The sequence below is a fragment of the Bacillus sp. DB-2 genome, assembly GCF_003315125.1.
Classification (GTDB): domain Bacteria; phylum Bacillota; class Bacilli; order Bacillales; family Bacillaceae_G; genus Bacillus_A; species Bacillus_A mycoides.
Window position 1 is genome coordinate 1 of sequence record NZ_QNRN01000007.1, and the last position, 16,989, is coordinate 16,989.

Below are 16,989 nucleotides of genomic sequence, written 5' to 3' on the forward strand. Positions count from 1 at the left end.
GTCTTCAAACGAAAAACACCTCCATTGAATTTGCATACTTAGTATGCGAATTCAGGAGGTGTTTTTTTCATGTACCACTATTCGGGTTCACTTCAATAAGATGAGTTTTTTTTATGAATAGCAGGGCCTATATTTTGCGCATAGTATGTGATAAGAAGATTACATACAAGTAGGTGAAGGCAATGTTTCGTTATTTTAAGTTTAAGCTAAATGATACAGTACAGTTTGCTGAAAACGATGGGCATATGTATCGCATTGTCGGTTATCGGTTAGAAAAAGGGTTTTACCCAAAAGATGAATGGACTCATATTATTTATGAACTACTTAGAGAATTTGACGGGTATACGATGGATGCGGAAGAAGAGGAAATTGTAAAAGTTATTCAAGTAGAGGATGAGTATTATAAAATACAAGAAGTATCGGGGTATCGTTATCCAGTAAAAATGAAGCAAAAGCAGCAAGTTATGAAAGGAGAGAAAATAGACGACTTATTAGATACGTACAACGACTATAAACGATTGGCGGATTTCTTTAAAGATTTGTTGTATGAACAAAAAGCTGAAGAAGTGTTGCAGGAGATGAAAAGGCTTAGAGCGTGAGGGGACAGTCGATTATAAGACTGTCCTCTATTTTTGACGGTGCATCAAAGTATGTTTTCCGTTACAATGAGAGAATCAATAGAAATAAGGTGATTATAGTATGGAAACAAAGAAAAAGGGCGAATGGTGCGAGATTACGGTTCCAGCGACGTGGAATGGTATAAGTATTGAGTCGTTGTTAAAAATGGAATGGGAAGTACCAAAAAAGTTATTACATCAACTTCGTATGGAAAAAGGTGTTACGGTTAACGGAGAACAAAGGAGATGGAATGAACTTTTAAAAGAAGGAGATAAGTTACAAGTTCATATGTTTATGGAGGAGGAGTACGGCGTAGAGCCGGAATATGGTGAATTAAATGTAGTGTTTGAAGACGATCACGTACTCATTGTAAATAAGCAGGGGCAAATGGATACACATCCTTCTGAAAAAAATGGGACGGGAACACTTGCCAATCTTGTTGCTTTTCATTTTCAAATGCAAGGTTTAGAGACGAAGGTTCGGCATATCCATAGATTAGATAAAGATACGACAGGTGGTGTTGTATTCGCAAAACATAGAATTGCGGGTGCAATTATGGATCGTTTATTAATGGAACGGAAAATCAAAAGAACGTATATGGCACTTGTTGAAGGAAAAGTAAAAAAGAAGCAGGGGACAATTGATGCAGCTATCGGAAGAGATCGACATCATGCTACAAGGCGTCGTGTTTCTCCAAAGGGAGACCAAGCTATAACGTATTATAAAGTAGAGAAATATTTAAAAAAACAAAATGCGACGCTCGTAACGTTACAGTTAGAAACCGGTAGAACGCATCAAATTCGCGTTCATATGAGCTATAATGGAAATCCATTAGTTGGGGATGTATTATATGGTGGGCAAACAACATATATGTCCGGGCAAGCGTTACATGCGATGAAGATTAATTTTTTGCATCCGATTACGAAAGAAGAGATCGTTGTTGACGTACCTTTCCCTACAAATTTAAACGATACAATGAAAAAATTTGAAAGAGAAAATGGGTAAAGTGTAAATTTAAAGTTGAAAAAGGTAGATTTTTGCAGGGATTTCTCTAAAAGAGGCGAAGCCGTTAAGAGAAAAGAGAGGTGAGAATTACTTGATCAAATATAAATATATGCTAGGGATATTTTTCGCTTGTCTTTTACTTACTCTATGTATTTATCCATATTTACCAACTCGTATGGCAGTGCATTGGAACGAGAATGGTGGAGCTAACGAGTTTATGAGTAAACAAGTTGTCGTATTATTTATCCCTGTCCTTATTATTATTTTACATGGATTAGTATATGCTATTTTACATAATATATATAAGTTTAATGAAGGGGAGTACTTCATTATAAATGGATTTATAAAGAGTATTACTTTATTTATGATGTTTGTCCATATACTAATTCTCTTTATTAATTTGGGAAGTATTATATCCTTTCAGACAGGACTAACGATAGGAATTAGTATGTTTCTTTTTATGTTTAGTAAAGTGTTTAAAAAGGTGAAGGATAGAGAGAAAGAACCGATCAAATTACAAAAAATCCGTTTAGTTAGTAGGCGAATCTTTCAAGTGATGGCATGTAGCATATTATTTTCGTTGCTTTTGAGCCTGAAGTGGGGATTTTACTTGTTAATTAGTGTAATAATTTGCGGGGCTATTTTGTTTATGTTCTATATTTTATACGCATACATATTAGAAAGCTATGAAACATAAAAAAAGAGTCTTCTAGGAGAAGACTCTTTTTTTATTTATTTCGTAATAAATTGTTGTGTCCAGTAGTTTCCGCTTTCTACATAGCCAACACCGATATGAGTGAAGCCACTATTTAAGATGTTTGCACGGTGTCCAGCACTGTTCATCCAAGCTTGTACAACTTCTTCTGGTGTACGTTGACCTTGGGCGATGTTTTCACCTGCAGATTTATAAGAAATACCAAATTTCTTCATCATGTCAAACGGAGACCCGTATGTAGGGCTGTTATGATCAAAGTAGTTGTTTTTTTGCATATCTTCAGACTTAATGCGTGCTACTTTGCTTAATTCAGTATCGATTTGTAATGCTGATAAGCCTTGTTTTGTACGCTCTGCGTTTGTTAATTCAACAACACGTTGTTCGAATTCGCTTAAAGATTTTGCTTCTTCAGCAGGCTTTTGCTCAGCAGGTTTTTGTGTTTCAGTTTGAGTATTGTTATTTTCAGCAGGTTTTTGAGCTTCTGGTTTTTGAACTTCTTCAGCAGGCTTTTGTTCAGCTGGTTTTTGAGTTTCCTCAGCAGGCTTTTGAGCTTCTGGCTTAGCTGTTGGTTGTTCAGTAACAACATTTTCAGTAGGCTGTTGACCAGGAATGAAGCAATCTTGTTGGAATTGACCTTGATTCCATTGTGCTAATGATTCAACTCCCATAGATTGTAAGAATGCTTGTAATTCTTGTTGGCTCATTTGCTTCATCATCATTTTTGAATGCTGAATATTTTGAACCTTTATGTTAGATGGTTGTACTGTTGCAGCTTGTGCATCTAAAGAAGATACTCCTAAAGTAAGAGCTGTTGCAGCAGCTACAGATAATAAAACACGCTTTTTCATGATGTGTGTCCCCCTATATAAAGTTTTAATTTGTTTTCACACGATTTGTTTTTGACAGCCTGTCTGACTGACCAATTCATCGTAGCATACAATTTGCGAGAAAAAAGATGGAAAAAAATTCATAGACTTAAAATTTTCCTAATTTATCCTAAGAGGAGGAAAGGGATGAAATAAGAGAAACATAGAGTATAAAAGGAATTTTTAGCATTTTTATACTTGATTTTAAGAGGGGGTTTTTGGATAAATGTACCTATATTAAAAATGAAGAATCCTATTGTATCAATGATTTTAGCATTTTTTTGAGGAATATACTGGATGTATTTTTACAAAGCTGTAATGTTTCTGTTGTTCTTTTTTATAATAAAGTAACATATTTTTAATGTTGTAGCAGACAAAAAAGCGGCTATCTCTTTACATAGACGAAGGAGATAGCCGTTTTCCTATTATTACGTATGTTACGAGTTATTACGAGTTGGTTTCAATTGCTTCTAATAATAGATCTACAATGTGAATTCCTCTCATTTTATGAGAAAGATCTTCTCGTTCAATACCTAGTTTCATTTGTAATAGACATCCAGGATTTGCAGTAACAATTGTCGCTGCATCTGTTTCATGCACACGGTCCATTTTGTAATCTAGAAACTCCATTGATAACTCTGAATGAACAATATTATAAATACCAGCAGAACCACAGCAACGGTCCGCATCTTTCATTTCGCGGTATGTTGCGCCTTGAATGGCCTCTAGTAACATACGAGGCTCAGAAGATGTTCGCATAACATTGCGTAAATGACAAGAGTCTTGATACGTAATGATTTGCGGCGTGAGTCGTAAGTCATTACGTTTATGGAAATCTAGTTCTACTAGTATGGCAGTAATATCTTTAATTTTAGAAACAAATTGCTTTGCACGTTCAGCCCATTTGGGATCATCTTTTAACAGATAATCATAGTCTACGAGGTAAGCTCCGCAACCACCTGCATTCGTAATAATATAGTCGATGTTTAAATCTTCGAATGCTTCTATATTTCGCTTCGCTAATTCTTTTGCTCCACTTTTTTCACCAGCATGCCCATGTAATGCCCCGCAGCAACTTTGTGTTTTCGGAATAACGATATCACAACCAGCAAGTTGAAGAAGTTTCATCGTTGCGTTATTTGTTTCTAAAAACATCGTATCCATTAAACAGCCTGTGAAGAATGCAACTTGTTTCTTCTTTGCCACCTCAGAAGGTAAAAATTCAGGACGATCTTTCATTGCTTTCATTTTAGGGACTTTTGGCAAAACGAGGTCCATCGTTGCAAGTGTTTCAGGGAATAACTTCATAATACCTGTTTTATGTGTTAGCGTTTGTAAACCAGAACGCTGGTAAAATCCGATTAGTCCTGTTAATGTTCGCATTCGGTTTTGATGCGGGAATAGTCCTTCAAAAACAACTTTACGAACAGCTCTCACGGGCATGGAGAACTTTTTATTTTGATTAATAATATCACGAGCTTCTTCTAATAAATGTCCATAATTCACACCAGATGGACAAACAGGTTCACAAGCGCGGCAGCCAAGGCAAACATTTAATGTATCTTCAACATCTTCATCCGGCTCAATTAAACCATCAGCGACGGCTTTCATTAAGGCGATACGTCCGCGTGGGGAATGTGATTCTTTATACCCAGATTGAATGTAAGTAGGGCAAGTTGGTAAACAAAAGCCGCATCGCATACAGTTTAGTAGTTCATCTTCACTTAATCGTTCTTTAAATTCCTTTTGAATGTTTTCTTTATTTAATGTGGTCATCGCTCAACCACCACTCTTTTACGAGAGTCTTTCGCGAACATCTTTCCAGGATTCATAATGTTGTTTGGGTCGAAGGCTTGTTTAATCCCTTGCATAGCAGCAATACCTTCTTTACCTAATTTCATTTCTAAATACGGAGCTTTCATTGCGCCAACACCATGTTCACCAGTAATCGTACCACCAAGCTCAATCGCTTTCGCAAATATTTCAGCAAAAGCTTGTTCGGCACGATGCATTTCTTCTTCATTACGGGCATCTGTCATACAAGTTGGATGCAAATTGCCATCACCAGCATGACCAAAAGTACAAATAGGAATATTATATTTCTTTGCAATTGCATTAATTGCTTCAACCATTGGAGCGATTTGTGAACGTGGTACAGTTGCATCTTCTAATATTGTTGTCGGTTTTAGTCTTGCAAGTGCTGATAGTGCACTACGGCGTGCTGTACGAAGCGCATCTGCTTCGGCTTCATCTTTTGCAACGCGAACATCGACCGCATTCATAGCACGGCAAACGTTAGCCATTTTTTCGATATCTCGATTGACAACCTCAGGCGGGCCATCTTGTTCAATTAATAAAATTGCTTTAACGTCAGTTGGTAAACCGATTTGTGCAAACTCTTCTACAACTTCAATTGTTGGTTGGTCTAAAAACTCAAGTGTCGCCGGAATAATTTTATTTGCAATAATAGCAGAAACAGCTCGAGCAGCTTCGTTAATATCTTCATATAGCGCAAGCATCGTTTTCTTCGTTTCAGGCATAGGGACAAGTTTTAATATAGCTTCCGTAACAACACCAAGTGTTCCTTCAGAACCAATAAATAAACGAGTTAAATCATAACCAGCTACATCTTTTGCTAATTTACCGCCAGTGCGAATGATATCGCCGTTCGGTAAAATAATTTCAAGCCCCATTACATAATCACGTGTTACGCCATATTTTAAACCGCGTAATCCGCCGGAGTTTTCATTAATGTTACCGCCGATTGTAGAAATTTTCATAGAGCTTGGATCTGGTGGATAAAATAAACCTTTTTCTTCTACTGCTTTAATAATATCAAGTGTAATGACACCAGCTTGTACGGTAATTGTTAAATTCTCTTCATCAATTTCTAAAATATTGTTCATATGGCGGAAAATAAGGACGATACCGCCTTCTAGTGGACAAGTTCCTGCACAAAGGTTTGTTCCAGAACCACGAACATACACAGGGATTTTGTGAGCGTTACATACTTTTAACACTTCAGCTACTTCATTTGTATTACGAGGAGCAATGACTGCATCAGGCATCGCTTGGAAGTTTGGAGTGGCATCATAACTATAAGTTAAACGCCCCATATTGGATGTATCTACATTATCTTCGCCAACAATAGATACGAATGAATCAATAATTTGCTTTTCTAACATTGGAAATCCCCCTCAAACTGTTAACGTATTTCGTCATAATAAAAAACGTTGTAACAGTGCTTTCATTATAATGATAAAAAAGTTGGAGGATTCTTTCTATGTACAATCATCTAAAGATTAATCTATTTTATCGTTATTTTTTGTATGATTATCTAATAAGAGGAGTGCGAAGTATAAAACATTTAAATCTTTGAATTGTTTCGGGTCAAGTCCTGTATGTTCTTCAATCTTTTTTAGCCTGTAATGCAATGTGTTAATGTGTATATGTAATTGCTCAGCTGTCTGCTTATAAGATTGGTTATAATCGATAAATAAACGTAAAGTGTGCATAAGCTCAGGAGATGATACTAAGTTTTCAATGGTACGTTCTAGAAACTGTTCTCGAGTTTCAGTAGAAATATCTTGTAAGCACATTTCTAAACGTAAATCTTCATTAAATACAATTTTTTTCGTTTCAAGTGATACTGAAAGGGCGCGTAATGCTTGTTCGTACGATAAGTTCATATTGCTTGGCGTAACTGTTTGTCCAATCCCGATATATAAAGTAATAGAAAATAAAGTTTCACAGTCTTGTTTTAACCGTTTTAAAAATTGAAAGGTTTGCTCTTTGGATTGGATTGTTGTAAACAAAATAAACCGATCATTTCCCCAGCGAACAAATAAATTTTCTTTTGCTAAAATGTTGTGCATATGTTGCCAAATTTTACGCTGGAGCATCGTATTATCTTGGGCGATTGATAATAAAATAAGTTGTTTCTTCTTATATAAATCAATGCCAAGCGTTTTTGCACGATCGAGAAAACTTGGAGACCAGTCTGTATTTTGAAGCCAATCAAAGACAAATGCTTCATAAGACCGGTGCTCAAGTTCTAGTTGTTCTAAAAAGTAGTTTTCATGAATTAATAATTCGGTCATCTTACGTAATATTTCTCCGTATTGTGAAATATTTTCAGGTTCTCCTGTAATTCCAATGACACCGATTACTTCGTCATGGAATAGTAAAGGAAGGTTCATCCCGGCTTTTACACCTTGCAGTCGTCGTTCATCGTCTTTTGTAATAATGACAGTTTTCTTTTGTTTCGCACAGCGGAGTGCACCTTCATGAAATTGACCGATTCTTTCCGCATCTGTACTTGCGATAATAACGCCTTGTATATTAATAATAATAATGTTTTCAGTAATTAATCTGCGTACTTCACGTACAATTTTATTCGCTAAATCAGGAAAAAGCATAATTTACACACCTCAAATTCTATTTGTTGTACATTATATATGTAAGTTTATCCCGCATTAATGGGCAGTAAGACCCCCACCTCAAAATTCAGCGAAAGCAAAGAAGTTAGATGGGGGATCAACTGCCCATAAAAGCCCGATTGGTTCAACTAATAATCAGTGGGGGATGAAGAAAACCCCCACTGATTAAAGTTTCACTTTATTAATAAAGGAAGATTTCACATTTTCCACACATTTATTTGTTATTTTACAATTATAACGAAATCATCCGAAGATGGAGGGAATCTTTTGAGAAAGTATGTTTTTCTTCTCTGTTTTTTATTTCTATTAGTAGGGTGTCAAGGAAGTTCGTATACACCGATTGCTAAAGATAAAAGTGTTATTATAACAACGAATATAAAGGAAGGTAGTATTAGTTTTATTGATAAAAAAACAAAGAAGCTATTAACAACATGGGAATTAAATGAGCCGATTGCGGGGGTTACGCTACTTCCAAATGGCGAGGAAATACTTGTTTATGGTAAGCAATTAGAATATATGTATGTATATTCACTAGCAGAAGGAAGAAAAGTGGACAAGTATAAGACTGGAAAAGGAATTGCTAATGTTATCGCATCAGATGATGGAAAACAATTATTTGCTGCCGATCAAAATGAACAAAAGGTAAGGTTCTTTACGGTAAAAGGAAAAGAGACAGGAAGTGTTTCAACAGGAAAAGGGCCGATAACGATGGTAGAGCATTATAACCAGTTATCTGTACTCAACTTTTATGATACGAAACTAACGACCATTGATACAAAGAAAAAAGAAGTGATACAGTCCTTTATGATTCCGCCAGCATCAACAGGAGCGACGGTTAGTGCTGATGGGAAAGAAATATGGATTGGTGGACATGGTGATGGAAGTCAAGTGAATGAGAAAGTATTAGTGTATTCTTTACAAAGCGGAGAGATGATGCGTTCTTTACATGCTCCGTTTATGCCTGTGAATATAACAAAGGATGATAAGTATGTATATGCGCTAAGTCACGGTTCAAATACGCTTAGAAAGTTTGATGCAAGTACGTATCAAGAGGTAGGATTTGCAGAAGTAGGATCTAATCCATTTGCATTTTTGAAAAGCGGGGCAGAAGGATATGTAGCTAGTTATGATAGCGATGAAGTATGCGTAATGGATATGAAGAATATGAAAATAAAACAAACAATTAAAGTCGGAAAAGGACCGTTTCAACTCATAGAGAGAGAAGGGGAAGGACAATGAGTAAATATAACGTGCTAGTCGTAGATGACGAAAGTGATATGAGGCAACTTGTCGGAATGTACTTAGATAACTTCGGATACGAGTGGGGAGAAGCTGAAAATGGAAAAGAGGCACTCCGAAAATTAGAGACGGATCATTACGATTTCGTTGTACTAGATATTATGATGCCTGAGATGGATGGGCTTTCAGTTTGTAAAGAGATTCGAAAAACGTCGGATGTACCTATTATATTTTTAACAGCAAAAGGTGAAGAGTGGAATAGGGTGAACGGCTTACGTATGGGAGCAGATGATTATATTGTAAAGCCATTTAGTCCCGGGGAACTAATTGCTCGTATGGAAGCTGTTTTAAGACGATATACAAAGCAAGAACAGCAAGAAGAGATTCAATTTGGACCGATTCTTATTAATGAAAAAAGTAGGAGGGTCGAGACGAATGGTGAGACGATTCCTCTTACGGTAAAAGAGTTCGATTTACTATATTTTCTTTGCCAACATAATGGACAAGTATTTAGCCGGGAACAATTGCTTGAAAAGGTGTGGGGATATGATTATGCAGGAAGTACAAGAACGGTAGATACGCATGTGAAAACGATGCGTCTAAAGCTAGGAGAAAGTGGAAACTACATTCAAACCGTTTGGGGTGTAGGTTATAAATTTGAGGTGTAACGTATGTTTACGATGGTACAAAAGCTTTGGCTTACAGTAGTATGTGCAGTATGTGTAACAGTTTCCTTTCTTTATTTTGTATCTTTATACTCATATGAAAAGTTATACGTTGATAATTTAAAAGATTCATTAGTAATGGAAGGGAAACGTCTTGCCACGCAATATGATAAGAGCGAAGGAGTATCCACTTTTGAAGAGAAAGTAAGGGCATATGATCAAATATCTAGTTCAGATGTCCTTTTCGTATACAATCCGCGTGATTTAAGCGCATGTTTGCCTTTTGATGTTCACCATCATTCTCTTATAAGTGAAGGGGATAGACAGGCACTATTAGATGGAAAAACTGTGACAAAGATAGGGTATGAAGAACATTTTGATCGTAATATTATGGGTGTTGTCATCCCTGTTTTAGATAATAAAAAATTAGTTGGTATTGTATACTCTTATATTCCTTTAAAAAGTATAAAAGACTTAATATTTGATATGGGTCTTATTTTAGCGCCGTTAGCACTTGCAATGATTTTAATTACAATATGGATTGGTAGAAAAATTATTATCGCCATTACGAGACCGCTTTCGCAAATGGAACGAGTTGCAAATCATTTGGCTACTGGAGATTTCTCAGAGCGGATTACAATTTCTTCAGAAGATGAAATTGGACGATTGGGAAAAGCCTTTAATAAAATGGCAAATTCCTTAGAAACAGAAGATGTAAAGCGTAAGGAATTTTTAGCTAATGTTTCGCATGAACTTAGAACACCGCTTAGTTATATTAAAGGATATAGTGAAGCTATTTTAGACGGTGTAGCGAAGGGGCCGCAGCAGGAAAAAGTAACGCAACTTATTCATAAAGAAGCAGGTCGCATGCAGCGCCTCGTTCATGATTTATTAGATCTAGCGCAGCTAGAAGGTGAACACTTTCCCCTAAAGAAACAACCTATCGTTTTTTCACAGCTTATTGAAGATGTACTAAATACGTACGAGTTACAGTTTGTAGAAAAAAACCTTCGTATTTCAACGAATTTAAATCCTGAAATTATCGTAATGATTGATGAGGATCGTATGCAACAAGTACTTCATAATGTGTTAGATAATGCGATACGTTATACAAATCAAAACGGGGATATCATAATAACATTAAAGCAAATCGATGATTATTGTGAATTGCACATAAAAGATACAGGAATAGGTATTGATAGAGAGCATTTAGAAAATCTGGGGGAACGCTTTTACCGAGTAGATAAAGCGAGAAGTCGTCAACACGGTGGAACAGGTTTAGGTCTTGCAATTGTAAGGCAAATTGTTCATATACATGACGGTGAGTGGAGAATAGAAAGTGAAAAAGGTAAGGGCACGACAGTTAGTATTAAATTAAAAGCACAAGATGAGGAGAGCATATTCTAACTTTTGGAATATGCTCTTCATATTGAAGGTAAATAGTTACGCGTAAATGTATTAATTAATATCAAACAAATATCAAAAATTTGACTATTTTATGAACAAAACATTTGTACTTCTTACTAATTCGTTCTAAAATAGTTATGGATGCTAAGTTCTTATAAAACGTTACAATTGTTGTTTGGAAGATACTGAGGTGATTTAACTGGAGTACAAATCTATTAAACCGAAAAAAATTTACGAAGAAGTATCTGAAGCTATTTTAACAATGATTAAAAATGGTACGTTAAAACCTGGTGACAAACTACTTCCTGTTCATCAATTAGCTGAGCAGTTTCAAGTTGGCAGATCTGCTGTTCGTGAAGCGCTAAGTGCGCTAAGAGCAATGGGCTTAATTGAAATGAAACAAGGAGAAGGTACATATGTAAGGAATTTCGATCCTTCTTCATTAACAAAATCACTAAATAACAAGTTATTAATGAAGAAAGAGGATATTTTGAATTTATTAGAAGTACGGAAGGTGCTCGAAGTGGGGGCAGTTCGAGCGGCAGCGGCAAAACGTACGGAAGCTAATTTGCAAAATATGAAGCAGTGGTTAGATGAAATGGCAAAGAGCATTGGAGATGAGAAGGCTGGCGAAAAAGCAGACTTTCATTTTCATATGGGAATTGCAGAATCTTCGCATAATAATATCTTGCTTGAGCTCATGAATCATGTTTCAGAGATGATTGCTGAAACGATTGGTGAATCAAGACGCATTATTTTATATGGTGAACAAACAACATCAGAACGACTTTTAGAAGAGCATCAATCTATATATGATGCGGTGTTAAAGCAAGATGTGGAATTAGCGCAGCAAGCGATGCTAGATCATTTAACAAATGTAGAACATATTGTCACAGGTAAAAGCGATATAAATTCGTAATTTAATCTTTTAAAAATCTAATTTTCTGATAAAATAGAGAGAGATTAAGTAAGCGTTTTCTTTAGAAGGGGGAGAGGATAGGCCATGGTTGAGCCTACTTCTTCTAATCTTAGTCATCTGATGACCATATGATTTTTGGCGGAGTTGTAATGAGGGGGAATTATAGTTATGAGAGTTACTTTATTTGTTACTTGTTTAGTCGATATGTTTGAAACAAACGTCGGTAAAGCAACAGTTGAAGTATTGGAGCGTTTAGGTTGTGAAATTGAATTTCCAGAAGCACAAGTTTGTTGTGGTCAGCCTGCTTATAATAGCGGCCATGTAGAAGCAGCAAAAGAAGCGATGAAACATATGATTGAAACTTTCGAAGATGCAGAATATATCGTTACGCCATCTGGATCTTGTGCGACAATGTTTCATGAGTATCCGCATGTTTTTAAAGATGATCCGAAGTGGGCTAAACGTGCACAAAAGGTTGCTGATAAAACATATGAATTTACACAATTTATTGTAGATGTTTTAAAAGTTACAGATGTTGGTGCAAGTTTACCAGGGATAGCTACTATTCATAAATCTTGTCATATGACACGCCTGCTTGGAGTAAAAGAGGCACCAGGAATTTTATTATCAAGCGTAAAAGGATTAATTGTGAGAGAACTGCCGAACGTGCAAAATTGTTGTGGGTTTGGGGGAACGTTTTCAGTTAAGATGACTCCAATTTCTGAGCAAATGGTAGATGAAAAAGTAGATAGTGTAATGGAAACAGGTGCTGATTATTTAATCGGTGCAGATTGTGGGTGTTTGTTAAACATTGGCGGACGTATTGAGCGTTTAGGAAAAGAAGTAAAAGTAATGCATATTGCTGAGGTCTTGAATAGTCGCTCATGAAGGGGGAACATAAGCTATGTCTATGAAAATCAGTGAGAAAAAATTTAATGATCGCGTTGGCGATGGAATTCAAGATTCGTTTATGCGCGGAGCGGTATCTTCTGCACAAACGCGTTTATATACAAATCGATTAAAAGCAGCTGACGAGTTGGGAAACTGGGAAGAGTGGCGTGAACTAGGTGAACAAATTCGTCAACATACGTTAGAAAATCTTGATTATTATTTAATGCAGTTAAGTGAAAATGTATCAAAAAGAGGCGGTCACGTTTACTTTGCGAAAACGAAAGAGGATGCAGCAAAGTATATTCAAGACGTTGCAAAAAAGAAACAAGCGAAGAAAGTTGTAAAATCAAAATCAATGGTAACTGAAGAAATTAGTATGAATCATGCCCTTGAAGAGATTGGTTGTGAAGTGTTAGAGAGTGACTTAGGGGAGTATATCTTGCAAGTAGATAACGATCCACCATCACATATTATTGCGCCTGCACTTCATAAAAACAGAACGCAAATTCGTGATGTATTTAAAGAAAAACTTGGATATGAAAATTCTGATGATCCATACGAAATGACAAAGTTTGTTCGTAAACAACTTCGTGAGAAATTTATGGATGCAGAAATTGGTGTGACAGGTTGTAACTTCGCTGTTGCAAATACTGGCTCTCTTTGTTTAGTGACGAACGAAGGTAATGCCGATCTTGTCATGTCGATTCCGAAAACACAAATTGCAGTAATGGGTATGGAACGTATGGTTCCGACAATGGAAGAATTAGATGTTTTAGTTGGTTTACTATGTCGTAGTGCGGTAGGTCAAAAATTAACAAGTTATGTAACAGTAGCAGGACCAATTCAAGAGGAAGAGGTAGATGGACCAGAAGAGTTTCATTTAGTCGTTGTTGATAATGGCCGCTCTCAAATTCTTGGATCGGAATTCCGTTCAATATTGCAATGTATTCGTTGTGCCGCTTGTGTTAACGTATGTCCCGTATATCGTCACGTTGGTGGACATTCGTATGGATCTATTTATTCAGGACCAATCGGTGCGGTATTAACACCACTTTTAGGTGGGTATGACGATTACAAAGAGCTTCCTTATGCATCTAGTTTATGCGGAGCATGTACAGAAGCTTGTCCAGTAAAAATTCCATTACATGATTTATTATTAAAACATCGTCAAGTCATCGTTGAGCAAGAAGGTCGTGCCCCACTTGCAGAAAAATTAGCAATGAAAATGTTTAGTATGGGTGCTTCTTCAGCAGCTTTGTATAAAATGGGATCGAAAATGGCACCGGCAGCAATGAGTCCATTTACATCTGGTAACCGTGTATCAAAAGGTGTTGGACCACTTAAAAACTGGACGGATATTCGTGAATTCCCAGCTCCAAGTAAAGAACGATTCCGTGATTGGTATAAAGATCATAAGAAAGGCGGGGACAAATAATGACAGGATTAATTCAAAACCGTGAGTCCTTTCTAGATAATATCGCAAAAGAACTTGGGCGCGCGCGTAAAACAGAAGGCGTAGAACGTCCGGCATGGAAAAGTAATGTGAATGTAGAAACGTTAAAAGATTATTCACAAGAAGAATTGTTAGAAGTATTTAAAAAGCAATGTACAAACATTCATACAACTGTTGTGGAAACGACAAACGACCGCTTACGTGAAGATATTCAAAAAGTAATCGTTGAAAACGGCGGAGGACCTATTATATTATCAGCAGATGAACGTTTTGATTCCTATGGATTGACTTCTTTATTTAAAGAAGAGCTTCCAAAGCAAAATGTTGAGGTAAATGTATGGGATCCTGAGAAAAAAGAAGAGAATATGCGTATAGCGGAAAAAGCGAATATCGGTATTGCATTTAGTGATTATACTTTAGCTGAATCTGGTACGATTGTTGTACAAAGTCATAAAGGACAAGGGCGTTCTTTACACTTTTTACCGACTGTATACTTTGCAATTATTCCACGTGAAACACTTGTACCGCGTATTACACAAGCAGTTCAACATATGAACTCACGTGTGGAAAAAGGTGAAGCAGTCGCATCTTGCATTAACTTTATTACAGGACCAAGTAACTCTGCGGATATTGAAATGAATCTTGTTGTCGGAGTACACGGGCCATTAAAAGCAGTATATTTCATCGTATAAAATAGGGGAAAGCAGGCCGGAAAACGGCCTGCTTTTTTAATAGAATAAAGATAATATGAAGTAGAAGTTCTCTCCTTTTTTTGTTATGTTCTTTTGGAAAGGAGAGGAAGGGATGTTCACTTATTTATATGCATTGTTAATAGGTATGGTGTTTGGTTCTTTTTTTATGGTGATTGCGATGAGAGTCCCAGTAGGGAAATCTATTATTACACCGCGTTCGTACTGTCATTACTGCAAGTATACGTTACAGCCGAAAGAACTTATTCCAATCATTTCATTTTGTATACAAAAAGGGCGTTGTACGAATTGTAAAAGGAAAATCTCAAGTTTGTACATAGTATTTGAATTTGTTACAGGCAGTTTATTTTTTCTTACTGTATATGTAATTGGAATGGAACGAGAGCTCATCATCATTTTATCGCTTTTTTCGTTACTTCTAATTATTTCAGTTACAGATTTAGTATATATGCTAATACCTAATCGTATTTTAATTTGGTTTGCACTTTTGCTTATTTTAGAATGTATTTTTGTACCGTTAGTTACTTGGATAGATAGTTTAGCTGGCAGTGGAACTATATTCATTTTGTTATATTGCATGCAAAAGATTTATCCAGATGGTCTTGGCGGAGGTGATGTAAAATTACTTTCGTTACTCGGATGTATAGTCGGAGTGAAAGGGGTTTTTATAACTTTATTTTTAGCATCTTGCTTTAGTCTTTGTTTTTTCGGAATAGGTATAGCGCTAAAGCGTATAAAAATAAGAACTCCAATTCCGTTTGGACCTTTTATTAGCCTTGGAGCAATATGTTATGTGTTGGTCACATATGCAAAATAGAGAGGAGATAGAAAATGAATGTATATATGGATGATCAAAGAAGTTGCCCATACGGATATGTTTTGGCAACTACAGTAGAATCTGCCTTGCAAATTGTTAGGGACAATGAGGTGAATATTATTTCCCTCGATTATAATATGGGATGGCGACAAAAAAGTGGGTTAGATTTCGTAGAAGCTTTCTGCAACGAAGGTTTATATGTTAATGAAATTCACCTTCATACAAATGATGTCATCGGTATGCATCAGATGAAAAAGAGCATAGAGAGAGGGAAGGAAAACGGGGAAATTAATCCTTATATTGCCTTGAAATATGTAGGGAGTTAAAAACTCCAAAGTGAAACTTTGGAGTTTTTAATGTTTCATATGTGCTTGTAAAGGAATAATTTCCTCTGTTTGAGCTCCAACTAATTGAGTTTTCTCTTGTTCAACAACAGGTGCTTTCTTTGTTAAGTAATGATATACCATACCGACAAATACGGATCCGCCAATAATGTTACCGATTGTAACTGGAATTAAGTTATGAATAGCGCCCGCAAAAGAAATTGTCTCAGGATGTGGTGATACTAAAGATAAAGCAAACAGTGATAAGTTAGCAATGCTATGCTCATAACCAGATAAAAAGAAAGTGAAAACGAGCATCATCATCATTAATATTTTGGCTGTGTCACCTTTCACTTGAGAAGGTAAGAAGCAGGCAAGACATACGAGCCAGTTACATAAAATCGCTTTAAAGAATAATTGCATTGTAGGTGTATTCATCTTTCCTTCAACAACTTTATTCATTAAATGACTGTGATCAATTGCTTCGAAAATTCCAGTTGCGTAAAATAGTAAGGCAAAGAATAAAGCGCCAGCTAAGTTACCTGCATAACAAGCAACCCAGTTGCGAAGTGTATCAGAAATCGTTGTTTCTTTTCTTAAAGTTGCCACTGTGAAGTACATCGTATTGCCAGTAAATAATTCAGCGCCGCCATATATAATAAGTACGAGAGCAATTCCGAAAAACATGGAGGAAGCTAAATATGTTGCTGGTGAATCTGCAATATGAAAAAAGTTACCTAATTTAAAACATAGTACAATAATAAAACCGATATAAATGCCCGCAAGTGCAGCACGAATGAAATATTGCATTGGATTTATATCTAGCATTTGTTTTTTGCTCTTAGCCAGTTTTACAACGTAATCTAATCCTTGTTCTAGCATGAGTAATACGCTCCTTTAATACATCGTCTATAAATACTCC

17 protein-coding genes are annotated in these 16,989 nt (G+C 36.2%); 12 read left to right on the forward strand and 5 right to left on the reverse strand.

Features of this window, described 5'->3' with window-relative positions:
- Positions 1-182 precede the first annotated feature (182 nt).
- The 3 genes from DET63_RS13105 to DET63_RS13115 all read left to right on the forward strand — a co-directional run bounded on the left by DET63_RS13105 (position 183) and on the right by DET63_RS13115 (position 2,320).
- Entirely contained in the window at positions 183-599 is a 417-nt protein-coding gene (locus DET63_RS13105; protein WP_002011605.1) for a hypothetical protein, read from the forward strand.
- 100 nt (positions 600-699) lie between these two features.
- Positions 700-1,623 carry an RluA family pseudouridine synthase gene (locus DET63_RS13110; protein WP_113936958.1) on the forward strand — a complete coding sequence of 308 codons (924 nt, stop codon included), beginning with the start codon at positions 700-702 and terminating at the stop codon, positions 1,621-1,623.
- 91 nt (positions 1,624-1,714) lie between these two features.
- A complete protein-coding gene (locus DET63_RS13115) occupies positions 1,715-2,320 on the forward strand; it encodes a DUF1648 domain-containing protein (protein ID WP_113936959.1) in 606 nt (201 codons plus the stop codon).
- A 35-nt stretch (positions 2,321-2,355) separates the two neighbouring features.
- On the opposite strand, the gene DET63_RS13120 is transcribed toward DET63_RS13115, so the two are convergent.
- From DET63_RS13120 to DET63_RS13135, 4 genes are all read right to left on the reverse strand, one after another.
- Positions 2,356-3,186, reverse strand: coding sequence for a CAP domain-containing protein (locus tag DET63_RS13120; RefSeq protein WP_113936960.1), 831 nt, complete (start codon positions 3,184-3,186; stop codon positions 2,356-2,358).
- Positions 3,187-3,651: 465 nt separating this feature from the next.
- Complete coding sequence (locus DET63_RS13125) at positions 3,652-4,980, reverse strand: (Fe-S)-binding protein (protein WP_113936961.1); 1,329 nt, start codon at positions 4,978-4,980, stop codon at positions 3,652-3,654.
- Positions 4,977-6,389, reverse strand: a complete 1,413-nt coding sequence (gene glcD, locus DET63_RS13130) for a glycolate oxidase subunit GlcD (RefSeq protein WP_113936962.1) — start codon at positions 6,387-6,389, stop codon at positions 4,977-4,979. The genes DET63_RS13125 and glcD overlap by 4 nt, the downstream gene beginning before the upstream one ends.
- 117 nt (positions 6,390-6,506) lie before the next feature.
- The gene (locus tag DET63_RS13135; protein WP_113936963.1) at positions 6,507-7,622 is read right to left on the reverse strand and encodes a CdaR family transcriptional regulator; all 1,116 of its coding nucleotides are present in this window, start codon (positions 7,620-7,622) and stop codon (positions 6,507-6,509) included.
- 288 nt (positions 7,623-7,910) lie between these two features.
- On the opposite strand from DET63_RS13135, the gene DET63_RS13140 reads away from it, so the two are divergent.
- From DET63_RS13140 to DET63_RS13180, 9 genes are all read left to right on the forward strand, one after another.
- Positions 7,911-8,882, forward strand: a complete 972-nt coding sequence (locus tag DET63_RS13140; RefSeq protein ID WP_113936964.1) for a YncE family protein — start codon at positions 7,911-7,913, stop codon at positions 8,880-8,882.
- On the forward strand, positions 8,879-9,550 hold the full coding sequence (locus tag DET63_RS13145; protein WP_002126137.1) for a response regulator transcription factor: 672 nt from the start codon (positions 8,879-8,881) through the stop codon (positions 9,548-9,550). Before DET63_RS13140 ends, DET63_RS13145 begins: the two co-directional genes overlap by 4 nt.
- A 3-nt stretch (positions 9,551-9,553) precedes the next feature.
- Entirely contained in the window at positions 9,554-10,954 is a 1,401-nt protein-coding gene (locus DET63_RS13150; protein ID WP_113936965.1) for a sensor histidine kinase, read from the forward strand.
- A gap of 229 nt (positions 10,955-11,183) precedes the next feature.
- Entirely contained in the window at positions 11,184-11,873 is a 690-nt protein-coding gene (locus DET63_RS13155) for a FadR/GntR family transcriptional regulator (protein WP_201053587.1), read from the forward strand.
- 168 nt (positions 11,874-12,041) lie between these two features.
- Positions 12,042-12,761: a (Fe-S)-binding protein gene (locus DET63_RS13160; protein WP_113936966.1), complete on the forward strand. Its 720-nt coding sequence runs from the start codon at positions 12,042-12,044 to the stop codon at positions 12,759-12,761.
- 16 nt (positions 12,762-12,777) lie between these two features.
- On the forward strand, positions 12,778-14,199 hold the full coding sequence (locus DET63_RS13165; protein WP_002011586.1) for a LutB/LldF family L-lactate oxidation iron-sulfur protein: 1,422 nt from the start codon (positions 12,778-12,780) through the stop codon (positions 14,197-14,199).
- Entirely contained in the window at positions 14,199-14,909 is a 711-nt protein-coding gene (locus tag DET63_RS13170; RefSeq protein WP_002126142.1) for a LutC/YkgG family protein, read from the forward strand. The genes DET63_RS13165 and DET63_RS13170 overlap by 1 nt, the downstream gene beginning before the upstream one ends.
- Before the next feature lie 112 nt (positions 14,910-15,021).
- Positions 15,022-15,744 (forward strand): prepilin peptidase, encoded by a 723-nt coding sequence (locus DET63_RS13175; protein WP_113936967.1) that lies wholly within the window; start codon positions 15,022-15,024, stop codon positions 15,742-15,744.
- A 14-nt stretch (positions 15,745-15,758) separates the two neighbouring features.
- A complete protein-coding gene (locus tag DET63_RS13180) occupies positions 15,759-16,070 on the forward strand; it encodes a cyclic-phosphate processing receiver domain-containing protein (RefSeq protein WP_002064363.1) in 312 nt (103 codons plus the stop codon).
- Positions 16,071-16,097: 27 nt separating this feature from the next.
- On the opposite strand, the gene DET63_RS13185 is transcribed toward DET63_RS13180, so the two are convergent.
- Positions 16,098-16,949 (reverse strand): formate/nitrite transporter family protein, encoded by an 852-nt coding sequence (locus tag DET63_RS13185; protein WP_002011581.1) that lies wholly within the window; start codon positions 16,947-16,949, stop codon positions 16,098-16,100.
- Positions 16,950-16,989: the final 40 nt, after the last annotated feature.